Source organism: Nocardia sp. BMG51109, assembly GCF_000526215.1.
Lineage (GTDB): Bacteria > Actinomycetota > Actinomycetes > Mycobacteriales > Mycobacteriaceae > Nocardia.
Genome location: NZ_JAFQ01000004.1, coordinates 4,752,235 through 4,765,144, shown reverse-complemented (window position 1 = coordinate 4,765,144; position 12,910 = coordinate 4,752,235). Strand labels below are relative to the sequence as shown.

General features: G+C 68.5%; 13 protein-coding genes. 8 read left to right on the top strand and 5 right to left on the bottom strand.

Annotated features, from left to right (window positions below):
- Window positions 1–89 precede the first annotated feature (89 nt).
- The 3 genes from D892_RS0122875 to D892_RS0122865 all read right to left on the bottom strand — a co-directional run bounded on the left by D892_RS0122875 (window position 90) and on the right by D892_RS0122865 (window position 2,655).
- Entirely contained in the window at window positions 90–623 is a 534-nt protein-coding gene (locus D892_RS0122875) for a DUF3145 domain-containing protein (RefSeq protein ID WP_024803463.1), read from the bottom strand.
- Window positions 624–720: 97 nt separating this feature from the next.
- Window positions 721–1,554: a serine hydrolase gene (locus D892_RS0122870; protein ID WP_024803462.1), complete on the bottom strand. Its 834-nt coding sequence runs from the start codon at window positions 1,552–1,554 to the stop codon at window positions 721–723.
- Between the two features lie 45 nt (window positions 1,555–1,599).
- A complete protein-coding gene (locus D892_RS0122865; RefSeq protein ID WP_024803461.1) occupies window positions 1,600–2,655 on the bottom strand; it encodes a phosphotransferase family protein in 1,056 nt (351 codons plus the stop codon).
- A 187-nt stretch (window positions 2,656–2,842) separates the two neighbouring features.
- Here D892_RS0122865 and pabB point away from each other — a divergent pair, with 187 nt between their 5' ends.
- From pabB to D892_RS0122820, 8 genes are all read left to right on the top strand, one after another.
- Window positions 2,843–5,278: an aminodeoxychorismate synthase component I gene (gene pabB / locus D892_RS0122855; RefSeq protein ID WP_024803460.1), complete on the top strand. Its 2,436-nt coding sequence runs from the start codon at window positions 2,843–2,845 to the stop codon at window positions 5,276–5,278.
- Between the two features lie 784 nt (window positions 5,279–6,062).
- The gene (locus D892_RS0122850) at window positions 6,063–8,165 is read left to right on the top strand and encodes a LuxR family transcriptional regulator (RefSeq protein WP_024803459.1); all 2,103 of its coding nucleotides are present in this window, start codon (window positions 6,063–6,065) and stop codon (window positions 8,163–8,165) included.
- Between the two features lie 270 nt (window positions 8,166–8,435).
- Window positions 8,436–8,843: a hypothetical protein gene (locus D892_RS0122845; RefSeq protein WP_024803458.1), complete on the top strand. Its 408-nt coding sequence runs from the start codon at window positions 8,436–8,438 to the stop codon at window positions 8,841–8,843.
- On the top strand, window positions 8,840–9,604 hold the full coding sequence (atpB, locus tag D892_RS0122840) for a F0F1 ATP synthase subunit A (RefSeq protein WP_024803457.1): 765 nt from the start codon (window positions 8,840–8,842) through the stop codon (window positions 9,602–9,604). The genes D892_RS0122845 and atpB overlap by 4 nt, the downstream gene beginning before the upstream one ends.
- Before the next feature lie 58 nt (window positions 9,605–9,662).
- Window positions 9,663–9,920 (top strand): F0F1 ATP synthase subunit C, encoded by a 258-nt coding sequence (locus D892_RS0122835; RefSeq protein WP_024803456.1) that lies wholly within the window; start codon window positions 9,663–9,665, stop codon window positions 9,918–9,920.
- Window positions 9,921–9,926: 6 nt separating this feature from the next.
- Window positions 9,927–10,436 (top strand): F0F1 ATP synthase subunit B, encoded by a 510-nt coding sequence (locus D892_RS0122830; RefSeq protein ID WP_024803455.1) that lies wholly within the window; start codon window positions 9,927–9,929, stop codon window positions 10,434–10,436.
- Window positions 10,433–11,008, top strand: coding sequence for an ATP synthase F0F1 subunit delta (locus D892_RS0122825; protein WP_024803454.1), 576 nt, complete (start codon window positions 10,433–10,435; stop codon window positions 11,006–11,008). The genes D892_RS0122830 and D892_RS0122825 overlap by 4 nt, the downstream gene beginning before the upstream one ends.
- A gap of 92 nt (window positions 11,009–11,100) precedes the next feature.
- On the top strand, window positions 11,101–11,928 hold the full coding sequence (locus tag D892_RS0122820; protein WP_024803453.1) for a hypothetical protein: 828 nt from the start codon (window positions 11,101–11,103) through the stop codon (window positions 11,926–11,928).
- Between the two features lie 99 nt (window positions 11,929–12,027).
- Here D892_RS0122820 and D892_RS0122815 read toward each other — a convergent pair whose 3' ends face one another.
- Both D892_RS0122815 and D892_RS43945 read right to left on the bottom strand, forming a co-directional pair.
- Window positions 12,028–12,480, bottom strand: coding sequence for a hypothetical protein (locus tag D892_RS0122815; protein WP_024803452.1), 453 nt, complete (start codon window positions 12,478–12,480; stop codon window positions 12,028–12,030).
- A complete protein-coding gene (locus D892_RS43945) occupies window positions 12,467–12,877 on the bottom strand; it encodes a helix-turn-helix transcriptional regulator (RefSeq protein WP_084161182.1) in 411 nt (136 codons plus the stop codon). The genes D892_RS0122815 and D892_RS43945 overlap by 14 nt, the downstream gene beginning before the upstream one ends.
- Between the last annotated feature and the right edge of the window lie 33 nt (window positions 12,878–12,910).

Below are 12,910 nucleotides of genomic sequence, written 5' to 3'. Positions count from 1 at the left end.
GCAAGCACTGTTCCACACGGGCAGGGGCACATCCAGATCGTTGTGCGCCTCGCCGTCCGGACCGGACGAGGTGCCGGGCGGCCGCGCCGCTATCCGACGTCGCGGCGCAGCCAGGTCACCTCGGCGCCCTCACCGCCCCACCGGAAGGGCTCCAGATCGTCGTCCCAGGCGGTGCCGAGCGCCCGGTCGATATCGGCCGCGATCTCCGCGGGCGTGTGCCGGCCGCGCTCGCGCGCGATCCGCACTATTTCCCGCAGACGCATTTCCCCCACCATCACGTCGCCGTTGGCACTGGTGGCACCGCGCCACAGACCCAGGCCCGGGACGAAACTGAAGCGCTCGCCGTCGATGCCCTCGCTCGGCTCCTCGGTGACTTCGAAACGCAGCACCGGCCAGTCTCGCAAAGCGGTAGCAATCCGCGATCCGGTGCCCACGGGACCCATCCAGTCGGTGGTCGCACGCAGTTGACCGGGCGCCGCCGGCTGCGATGTCCAGCGCAATTTCGCGGGAGCCTTCAGTGCCGATGCGAGCGTCCACTCGATGTGCGGGCACAGCGCGGCCGGCGACGAATGGATGTACACCACTCCAGACGTCGTGTCCGCGAACTGACTCGATGCGCGCACCAGTACCTCCAGCCTCGACGTGGGACGTCTTCCCCAACATCCCGCCGAGAGCCCGGCGCGTTGCCCGAGTTTACTGGAGTGCCCGATGTTACGGGAGTTACTTTACGGCCGTGTCGCCCGGTACCGTGATCTCCGCGATCACGGCGTCGCTGAACGTCGGCCACACCGCGCGCGCCCAGTCGCCGAAATTCTCGTCGCTCAGCGCCACACACGCCACTCGGAGGGCCGGATCCACCCACAGGAAGGTGCCCGACTGGCCGAAGTGACCGAAGGTGCGCGGCGAGTTGGCGCCGCCCGTCCAATGCGGAGATTTATCGTCGCGGATCTCGAATCCCAGGCCCCAATCATTGGGGCGCTGCGACCCGTATCCGGGCAGCACCCCGTTGCGGTCCGGAAATTGCACCCCGGTGGCCTCGGCGAACGTTTGCCCGGAAAGCAGTGTCGGACTCAGCAACTCAGCAGCGAATCGCATCATGTCGTGCAGCGACGACCGCGCGCCGTGCCCGGCCGAGCCGCCCAGGACCGAGGATTTCATTTCGAGTGGCTCGAATACCGCCTCGTGCAGATAATCGGCGAACGCGATTCCCGTCCGATCGGCCACGAACTGCGCCAGCACCTCGAATCCGGAGCTCGAGTAGATGCGCCGCTCCCCCGGTTCGGCCATGATCACATTGGTGTCGAAGGCCAGGCCGGAGGTGTGTGCCAGCAGATGCCGCACCGTCGATCCGGGCGGACCGGCCGGCTGGTCGAGCTCGATCGCGCCCTCCTCGACCGCCACCAGAACCGCATACGCCGCAAGCGGTTTCGTCACCGAGGCGAGCGCGAACACCCGCTCGCCGTCCCCTTCCGCTCGGGCGGCACCGGAGGCGGTCACCACTCCCGCAGCGGCATGCCGAACCGGCCAGTCCCGTATCTGCTCCAGCGCTCGCACGCGCACGAGCCTACGACCCGCCCGCCGGGCGCACTCACACGGCCGTCACTCCGTCAGCCCGCGCGCGGTGTCGAACAGTTCGAGGGTGATGGCGTGCAGGTAGTCGCCGACCTTCTGGGGCGCCTTGCCGGCGAAGGCGCGCGCGTACGTGCCCTCCAGCACGATGCCGAGCTTGAAGCATGCCAGCACCGTGTACCAGCTGACATTGCTCAGATCGCGATCGGAGAACCGCCCGTAGTGCTCGATCATCTCCGCCGGGGTGGGCAGGCCGCCGACCTCGCCGAGCTTGCCGATCAGCGAGCCCGTCGTGGTCCCCGGTTCCGGGCGGGTCGCGATCTGCCAGCCCAGATCCAGCAGCGGATCGCCGATGGTCGACATCTCCCAGTCCACCAGCGCCGCCACCTGCGGGCCCTCGTAGGAGAACATGATGTTGGCCAGGTGACAGTCGCCGTGCAGGATGCCCGGCCGCCAGTCGGCCGGCCGGTGCCGCTCCAGCCAGTCGCCGACCTGCTCGACGCCGGGGATCTCCGGACCGGGGTAGCCCTCGTTGGCGCTGTAGGACTCGAGCTCGCCGAGCCAGCGCGGCACCTGGCGCTCCAGGAAGCCCTCCGGCTTGCCGTAATCCGCCAGGCCCAGGGCCCGATAGTCGAGCGCACCGAGCCGGGCGACGGCCTCCACCGCCGACAGCCCCATCTGCCGCCGGATCTCCGGATCGCCCGCGTGCAGGGCGGGCAGTTCGGTCTGCGGGTTGAATCCGGTGATCGGCTCCATCAGATAGAACACCGCCCCGAGCACGGACTCATCGGGGCAGGCGGCGATCACCTCGGGCGCGCGCACCCCGGTGCCGGTCAGCGCGCCGAGCAGCCGGCCCTCGCGGCGGATCACGTCGTTGCTCTTGGGGCGCAGGTGTTTCGGCCCGCGGCGCAGCACGTAGTCGCGCCCGCCACGGGTGAACCGCAGCATGATGTTCTGGGTGCCGCCGCCCAGCGCGGACACGTTGTCGAACTCGCCGCCGGGCAGGCCCTGCTCATCCATCCACTTCCCGACGATCGCGAAGTCCACGACGTCGCGATCCACATCGGCCGGTTGCACCTCAGACATGTCCCACATTGTGCACCAGCGGGCCCGTTCAACTGAAGGCACATGCCATCAATATGCCGTCCGGGGTCGTGAACAAGCACCCGATACGGTGTAGAGCCATGAGCACGACCGGTTCCCGTTCGGAGAAGAGCATCGAACAGGGGGCCGCACCCGGGATCGGGTGCGTGCACACCGTGCGGGACGTCCGGTGAGCGTCGACCGGTCCGTTCGCCCGCTCCGCACGCTGCTGGTCGACAACTACGACTCGTTCACCTACAACCTCTTCCAGCTCATCGCCGAGGTGAACGGCGCCGAGCCGGTCGTGCTGCGCAACGACGAGCCCGAACCGCCGACACTCGCCGGCTTCGACAATATCGTCATCTCACCCGGGCCCGGAAGACCGGACGTGCCAAGGGATTTCGGTATCTCCCGGCACCTGATCGAGCGGGCGGAGCTGCCACTGCTCGGCGTGTGCCTGGGCCATCAGGGCATCGTGCAAGCGGCGGGCGGGACGGTCACCGCCGCACCCGCCGCGCGGCACGGCTACCCCGACCGGATCGCCCACGACGGCCGCGACCTGTTCGCCGGGGTGCCCGGCGAGTTCACCGCCGTGCGCTACCACTCGCTGTGCGCCGCCCGCCCGCTGCCGGACGTCCTCGACATCACCGCGACCGCCCCCGACGGCGTGATCATGGGCGTGCGGCACCGCGAGCGCCCGCAGTGGGGCGTGCAGTTCCACCCGGAGTCGATCGCCAGTGCGCACGGTGCCGCGCTGCTGCGCAATTTCGCCCGGCTCACCATCGAACATGCCGTGCGCCCCGGGCAGGCCGCCCCCGGACGCACCCCGGCACCGGGTCCTCACGACCACCGCGCCCGAGCGAACGTCCGCGCTCCGTCGGTGCCGCGCCCCCGAACCGGCGAACCCCGGTCGATCGCCCCGGCAGCGCCGCACACGGTTCCCGAGCCAGCCGTACACCATCAGGTTCCCGAACCGACGGCACACGAGGCCGGCGAACCGACAGAGCAGCACACAACACCGGAACCAGCAGGACTCCACCAGACTCCCGAACCGATCCGGCTGCACAGGACTCCCGACCCCGCGGAGCTGCGTGAGGCCCCCGAACCGGCAGAACCGCACGAGGCCCCCGAACCGACGGCACGACATGAGGTCCCCGAACCGGCGGTTCTGCACAAGACCCCCGAACTGACAGCACTGCACGAGGTGGTCGACCGGGCGGTGGACACCGAAACGGCGTTCCTGCGGCTGTATCGGGATGCGGGGACCGCGTTCTGGCTGGACGGTGCGCATGTGGAGCGGGGGCCGGACCGGTTCTCCTTCCTGGGGGACGCCTCCGGCCCGCTGGCCGAGGTGGTGCGGTATCGGGTGGGCGACGGGTCCGTCGAGGTCGAGTCCCGCACGGGACGGCGCGGCGTCCCCGGGACGGTCCTCGACCACCTGTCCCGGCAGCTGCGCCGGCGGCGGATCCGAATCCCCGATGTGCCCTTCGATTTCGTCGGCGGCTACGTCGGCTACCTGGGCTACGAGGTGAAGGCCGACTGCGGCGCCGCGGCCGCGCACCGCGCCCCGGCGCCGGACGCGCAGTGGATCTTCGCCGACCGGGTGATCGTCGTCGATCACCTCGCGCAACGCACCCACCTGATCGCCGTCACCGACGCGGATCACCGTGCGGCGGGCCGGCGCTGGCTCGCCGAGACACGCGCGGCCGTCGACGACCTGCCCGGCCCGGTGCCCCCCGACGAACTCGACCTGCCCGCCGACGAGGAGCGCGTCGCCGCCGGGCTCACTCGCGGCCGGGACCGGTACCTGGCCGATATCGCCACCATCCGTGCCCGCCTGCATGCCGGGGAGACCTACGAGGTGAACCTCACCGACACCGTGCACGTCGACGCGGACTGCGACGGGCTGGCGGTCTATCGCGCGCTGCGCCGGAGCAACCCGGCCCCCTGCGCGGCCTATCTGCGCTTCGGGGAGCTGGAGATCGCGTGCTCGTCCCCGGAACGGTTCCTGAAGGTGGACCGCGCCGGGCGGGTAGAGAGCAGGCCGATCAAGGGCACCGCGCCGCGCGGCCGGACCCCGGTCGCCGACGAGAACCTGCGCCGCGCCTTGGAATCGGATCCGAAGACCCGCGCCGAGAATCTGATGATCGTCGATCTGCTGCGCAACGACCTGGGCCGCGTCTGCGAGGTCGGCAGCGTGCACGTGCCGGAGCTCATGGTCGCCGAGAGCTACACGACCATGCACCAGCTGGTGTCCACCGTCCGCGGGCGGCTGCGCCCGGACGCCGACGTCATCGACTGCCTGCGCGCGTGCTTCCCCGGCGGCTCGATGACCGGGGCGCCGAAGCTGCGCACGATGGAGATCATCGACGAGCTGGAAACCGAAGCACGCGGGATATATTCGGGCACCCTCGGCTTTCTCGGCCTGGGCGGCACCGCCGACCTGAACATCGTCATCCGCACCGCCGTCCGCCACGACGGCCACTGGCGCATCGGCGCCGGTGGCGCAATAGTGCTCGACTCCACCCCTCAGGACGAATACCGCGAGATGGTCCTCAAGGCCGCCGCCGCCCTCCGCGCGATCATCGCGGCGGACCGGACGAACCCGGCGGCCGCACCCGCCTAGCCGGACCCGGCGACCTGCCGAAATACGCCGACAGGCGCCCGCACAGTTCCCTCAGCCCGGCGTCGTCGATGCGCGGGGCATCCGCCCAGGAGTCGACATCGGACCAGTGCACCGTGGCGGGCGTACCGGGTGGCCTGGTGAAGACGTGCTGGTGAAAGTGCCCGACGCCGCGGCCGGTGACCGCCGAGAACACCGACTCCGGCCGGAGCCCCCGCCGTAACGCGGCGGACCGCCCAGCCCACCGCGACGGCCTCGGCGTCGGTCGGATCCGGCAGCGCGGGGGCGTGTCGGCGGGTCTCCACGAACAGATATCCCGGGATCGGCGAACCCTCGGTCAGCGGCCGGTGCGTCACCACCACCGAGTCGCCGGCGAACAGCACCGGCCCGGCCGGGCGCCCGAGTCCGCGGTGCTTATCGCAGATCAGGCATTCGCCCGGGATACCGACACTCCAGGAGCCGCACGGGATTTCGGCCGGATGCGGGCACGGTGGCCGGTGCGCGCCACGACCGGTCCGGCGTATCGGCGGCAACCGCTCGGCACAAGCGGCATTTCGTCGTACTGTGGGCCAAACACATTGAGATGTAGCATAATTCACGCGACGGGAGGCTGGCGGTAGGGTGGGATGCGCCGCAGCGCCCGCCGAGAAGACCTCGTGCACCGGCTGAACCCGGGTGTCCGCGACACCCACCGCCGCAACGATGCCGCTTCCAGTGCCGCCGGTCCCGCTCAGGGACCGTTCTCTTCCCTCAGTCGGGCACATCCGATCGATGAAGGGACTGAAGTATGCAGCGATCGGTCGCTCGGGACCGAGCCCGGACATCGATCGTCGCCGAACCGGGCGAGCAGCCCGCCGCGCGGCCCCGACGAGCGGACGGCGACGAAACCCTCACCATGCTGTTGCCCGGCGGCGATCCGGACCGGCTGCGGGCGGCCTGCGCCGTGGCCGTGCTGGGCGGCGTCGCCACCACGAACCTCGCCGCCGATCTGGCAGAGGCCGATCCGGACCGGATTCGCGACGTCGTCGCGGATTTCGCCGAGGTCGGCTGGGTCGCGCAGGAGCGCTTCGCGCATCCGGCGATCGCCGCGCGGGTGCTGCGCGAGATGCCCGTCGAACAACGGCGCACGCTACACGGGCGGGCGGCGGAACTCCTGCATCGCAACGGCTTTCCCGCCTCGGTGGTGGCGACGCAGCTCGTCGCGGCCGGCGAGACACGCGCCCCGTGGGCGACGCAGGTCCTGGTCGACGCCGCCGACCAGGCCCTCGCCGACGACGAAATAGATTGTGCCGTAAAGCGATTGGAACTCGCCTATCGAACCGGCCGCCGGGTGGCCGACCGGGCCGGTATCGCCGGCCGCCTCGTCTCGGTGGAATGGCGGCTCGACCCGTCCACGCGCAGCCGCAATTTCGGCCGGCTCAAGGCGGCGGTGTACACCGGCCGGGTGCCCACCGCCGACCTGCCGGGAGCGGTGCTGCACATGCTGTGGCACGGCTACGTACAGCATGCCGATCACGCCCTGGACCGCCTGGAACGCGCACCGGCGGGGACACTGACCTGCAACCCGCGCGTCGACTTCCTGCGCGCCTGGCTGCGCTACACCCATCCGACGCATCCGGAGCGACATCAGCAGCTGTTCGCCGACCGGACCCGGACGGGCGACGCCGCGCACCGGGAGTCGCCGCATCGCCAGGCCGCCGACCTGCTCGCGGCGCTGACCGTCCAGCATCCGCCCGCCGATCTGGCCGCCGCCGCCCAGCGCATCCTGGCCTGTCACCGGCTCGGCCCCAGCACCGTCGAGCCGCTGGTGGCCGCGATCGACTGCCTCCTGCACGCCGACCGCCTCGACACCGCCGACGCCTGGTGCACCGCACTGCTGGCCGAGACCGAGGCCCGGCACGCCCCGACCTGGCGCTCCATCTTCGCCGCCCTGCGCGCGGACACGCTGCTGCGCCGGGGAAACCTGGCCGCGGCGGTCGACAACGCCACGCTGGCGCTCGACCTGGTGCCGACCGAACACCTGGGGGTCTGGGCGGGGCGGCCGATCGGGACCCTGGTGCGGGCGCTGACGGCCCGCGGCGACCACGCCGAGGCCGCCGCCCACCTGCGCCGCCAGCTGCCGCAGGCCATGTTCGAATCCCGTTTCGCCCTACCGTATCTGCATGCCTACGGCCGGCACTGCCTGGCGATCGGGAAGCCGGACGACGCCCTGCGGCACTTCCGCCAGTGCGGCACCCTGATGCGGCAGTGGAATCTGGACTTCGCGTGGCTAGTGCCGTGGCGCAACGATATGGCGGCGGCCTGTCTGCGTCTCGGCGAGCGGCGCCGGGCCCAGTCACTGGCCACCATGCACCTGGAGCTGATCGGCGGGCCGGAGCGGCACGCCAGCGGCGGAGTGTCGCTGCGCCTGCTGGCGGCCACCGGGGATGCGCATCGGCGGGTGCCGCTGCTGCGCCGAGCGGTCGCGCTGGCCCGCTCGGGCACCGACGATCTGGAGCTGGCCACGGCCCTGTCCGACCTCGGCCGCGCACACCGCGCGATCGGCGACGCCGACAAGGCCGGCCCCCTGCTGCGCGAGGCCGCCCAGCTGGCCGAATCGTGCGGCTCCGGCGTACTCGTGCGCCGGTTGCGCGGCGACCGCACGGCTCAGCCCGCACCGCGAGCCCGGCCGACCCCCGGCCGTGCCGATTCGCTCAGCCCGGCCGAGCGCCGGGTCGCCGAACTGGCCGCGCTGGGTAAGCGCAATCGCGAGATCGCCGAGACGCTCGACATCACCACGAGCACCGTCGAGCAGCACCTGACCCGGGTGTATCGCAAGCTGTCGGTCGCGCGCCGGGGCGATCTCCGTTTCGCCATGGCCGACCGCGCCGAGGAATCGGCCGCCGGATAGTGAATACCGGTCGTGGAGGGGCACCACAATGGCGAGATTTGAGATGTAAATCCCTATTGTCCGATATTCCCCGCCGATTAACTTTCTCGCAACTCGGACCCGGGGAATCTCGCCGTTAACCCACGAAAAACCACGATCGGCCCATTCGGAAATAGTAGCCGAGCAGTGGCCGATGATTAACTCGAAGTCAGCTGGAGAAAGATCAAAAACCTTGCCACGCAAGGATGTTGATCTGTGTATGCTGAGGATCGACCGAGTTCCCATAACGACGTGGGACGACGCGAGGCGGTGTCGCAAGTGAACGTCAACAGGCTCGGGGTTAGCCATGCGGCTGTCAAAGCGATAGCCCTCGGCGTGCTGGCCCTGATGGCTACCGGGGCACTGGATAGATTGATGCTGGGTGTATTTATCTGCGTCGGCCTGGCATTGGGTTGGTTGAATACCCGAATCACCTGGTCTTCGGTAACCCGGATAACCCGATCGGAAATGCCGAATAAGCACGCCCTGACGGTTTCCATCGCGGTCCGATTGTTCGGTATCACAGCCCTTTCCCTGCTGGTTGCGTTCCTGGCGCGCCCGAGCGGAATCGGCATCTTCTTCGGGCTGGCCGTTTTCCAGGTCGTCGTGATTCTGAGCACCGTCCTGCCTCAGGTGAAAGGGCTTCGCCGACTGCCATGACGACTCACATTGCACTCCTCGCCCAGGAGGGCGAGTCCGAGCCGAAGATCGAGGTCGGCCACCACACCATGGCGCACTGGCTCGGCACGGACTTCAATGTCGACACCATCGTGTCCACCTGCGTGGCGGCGCTGATCGTCATCGTGCTGGCGATCATCCTGCGCATCAAGCTGACCTCGGGTGTGCCCAACGGTGTTCAGCTGTTCTTCGAGACCGTGACCGTCGGCATGCGCAATCAGGTGGAAAGCGCGATCGGCATGAAGGTCGCGCCCTTCGCACTGCCGCTGGCCGTCACGCTGTTCACCTTCATCCTGCTGTCGAACTGGCTGTCGGTGCTGCCAGTGCAGTACGGCGACGGCGAGCTGATCGCTCCCCCGGCGTCGGACGTCAATTTCGTCTACGCGCTGGCGCTGTTCGTCTTCGCCTTCTACCAGGGCGCGGGCATCGCCCGGCGCGGGCCGTTCACGCACGGCAAAATGCTGCTGAAGGGCCATACCGGTTGGGGCCCGATGATTTTCGTCAACGTCATCGAGGAGATCGCCAAACCGATCTCGCTGTCGCTACGACTGTTCGGGAACATGTTCGCCGGCAGCGTGATGATCTCGGTGATCACGCTGTTCCCCTTCTGGATCAGTTGGGGGCCCAATGCCGTGTGGAAACTGTTCGACATGTTCGTCGGGTTCATCCAGGCATTCATCTTCTCGCTGCTGACCGTCCTCTACTTCAGCCAATCGATGTCGCTGGAGCACGAGAACCACTGAGCCACGCAAATCCCCGATCGGCGTCTCCGGTCGACCGTTTTCGAGAACAGGAAGTGACATGGCAGATCCAACCACCGCGACCATCGTCCAGGGCGCCCTCATCGGCGGCGGCCTCATCATGGCGGGCGGCGCCATCGGCGCCGGCATCGGTGACGGCCTCGCGGGTTCCGCCCTGATCGACGGCGTCGCCCGGCAGCCCGAGGCCGAGGGCCGGTTGCGCGGCAACTTCTTTCTGACCGTCGGACTGGTCGAGGCCGCGTACTTCATCAACCTGGCCTTCATGGCGCTGTTCGTCTTCGCGACTCCCGGTAAGTAACGCACCATGTCTCCGCGAACAGATGTGGCCGCCGAGGGGAATTTCCTCATCCCCAACGGCACCTTCTTCGCCGAGCTGGCGATCTTCCTGATCGTGCTCGGGATCATCTGGTTCTTCGTCGTTCCGCCGATCCGGAAGGTGCTGGCGGAGCGCGAACAGCGGGTCTCCGAGACCACGACCGCCAGTAAGGAGGCCAAGGAGGTGTTCGCCGAGGCCGACGCCCGCTATCAGACCGCGCTGGAGCAGGCGCGCGCCGAGGCCGCCGAAATCCGTAACCAGGCGCGCGCCGAGGGCCGGGCCATACTCGAGGAGATGCGCGGCGAGGCGCAGCGGGAGGCCGACGGCATCGTCGCCGAATCGGAGGCACAGCTGCGCGCGCAGGCGGATCAGGTAGCCGCCGAGCTCCGCCAGGAGGTCGAGCCGCTGGCCCAGTCGCTGGCCGACCGCGTAGTGGGCGGCGACGATCGGCACGCCGGATCCGGATCCGGCCATCGAACAGGACGGGCGTCGTCATGAACCATCCCACCAGCCTGCTCGCCGAGGGCATCTACCACATCAGCTTCGACTGGCCGGTGTTCTTCAGCCAGCTGTTCGGATTCGCGGTCATCATCTTCGTGGCCGTGAAATGGATTGTCCCACCGGTCAAATCGCTGATGGCACGCTCCCAGGACATGGTCCGCAGGCAGCTCGAGGAGAGCGAGCGGGCGGCCGCCAGGCTCACCGAGGCCAAGCAGGCCTACGACAGCGCGCTGGCTCAGGCGGAGGTCGAACTCGAGGTGATGCGGGCCGAGGCCCGGGCCGACGCCGGGCACATCATCGCGCAGATGCGCGAGGCCGCCGCCGCCGAGGTCGAGCGGGTCCGCAAGCAGGGCCGCGCCCAGATCTTCCAGCTGCGCCGCCAGATGGTCAGCGACCTGGAGGCCGACCTCGCCGCCGCGATGCTGGAGCTGACCGAGGAGAAGGTCCGCGACCAGGCCGCCTCCGCCCGGGCGAAGTCGGAGAGCATCGAGAAATTCCTCGAAGACCTGGAGGCCCTGGCCAATTCGGGCTCCGGCGCCCAGCGCCAGGTCCAGCAGCGCCGCAACTGACGACCGCGCCGCCGGGCGCAACTCCTCGGCGGCGATCGGTTTCGTGGATCGGTGGTTGACCTCAAGTCGACTCGAGGTTTCACACTGTGATCATGACAACCTGGATCTGCGACGGATGCGGCCTGGAACATCCCGAATCCGCAACGGCCCCACCGGCGGACGGCTGCGTCTTCTACAGCGACGAGGTCTCCGACGAGATGCGCGGCGATCTCGGCCCGCACGGGCAATGGACCACACACGAGGAATTGGCCCGCCTACCCCACACCACCATGCACCGCCAGCACGGCCGCGGCGTCCACAGCTTCCGCCGCGAACCGCGCTTCGCCATCGGCCACTGGTCGTTCCTCGTCCGAACCCCGCGGGGCAATCTGCTCTGGGACCCACCCGCCTACCTGGACGACGAGGTCGAGGGCCTGATCCGCACGCTCGGCGGCGTCGCGGCGATCGCCACCAGCCATCCCCACATGTTCGCCGCCCAGATCGCCTGGAGCCACGCGTTCGACCGGGCCCCGGTGCTCGTGCACACACTCGGCAAGGAGTGGATCCCCCGCCCCGACCCGGTGATCGAGTACTGGGACGACCACGCGACCCCGCTACCCGGCATCGAACTCATCCACGTCGGCGGCCACATGCTCGGCAGCGCAGTAGCCCACACCACCGACGGCACCCTGCTCACGGGCGACACCATCGCCGGTTGCCTCACCCCCAACTGGGTGTCGTTCCAGCGCAACTACCCCCAGCACCTCCCGATGTCAGCCTCAGTAGTCCGCCGCATAGTCGACACCTTGACCCCCTACCCCTACGACCGCCTCTACACCCTAGGCGGCGACACCATCGACCACGACGCCGAACGCATCGTCGCTGCCGCAGCGAACCGCCACATCCGCTGGGTGAGTGGAGAATTCGACCATCTCACGTGAACGCTGCGAGAGTCGACTCGTTTCTGGGTGTCCAGGCAGTTCACGAGAGCAAACCACGCCCAGGCATCTCGGCTTGTCACTCCCGTTCCGCACCCTGCGTCAGTCCGACACCTCGAAAGTCCCCGCGATACCTTGGGCCAGACCAGGTCCCACCGTTGTCGGCAACATCAACGCTGGGAGCCCTACACTCCGGACAATGTCGGTCAGAGCAGCACGCCCATAACCGAGTACATAATCGACGCCAACCTCATTGATGAACAACTCAACTTCATCATGCGGTAGGTCCTCGGGATCATTCGCGAACTCGAAGAGGACAGCACACTCCAACTCGACAGTTACCTGCGGTTCCTGGTGTTTCAAACCGAGACGTACATCGATCTTCGGCTTACCGCTATCGTCGTCTACGCTGACGTGCGCGCCGCCCCCGACTTCGGTCCCCCGCTCGGTACCAGGGGCCGGCTCCCACGACTCGAGATCCTCGCCGAAGCGCCGCTCGACCGATCGCTTGTACCAGCGCTGACGCGCGCCGGTAGCACGCTCAGCGAGACTCATCGACTGCCTGTCGGATCAGCGGCCTCGACTTGGTCGTCCACTGCTCGTACTCTTCATCCGACGATGGATCGGAACTGACCCATGCGTCGACTGCTGCCCTCACACGGTTGGTACGGTCTTCGCTCCAACTGCTCGTCGTCACCCGGAAGATCGCGCCAACTACCTTGGCGTACCGGCGGACTGTCGACATCGTCGGATTGGTAGCACCACTTTCGAAACGCGACACCTGAGACGGGTCGACGCCCATGGCTTCCGCTACATCGCTGATACTCATGCCACTGTCTACACGCACAGCCCGAAGGCCGAGGACCAGATTGAGCTGCTCATCAGCAAGCTCGACAGCCAGATGATCGCGCGGTGTCGGGTCCTTGACACCAGGGAACATGTCGACGCCCATCGAACTCTCCTCTCACCCCTTGCCACCAAGGAT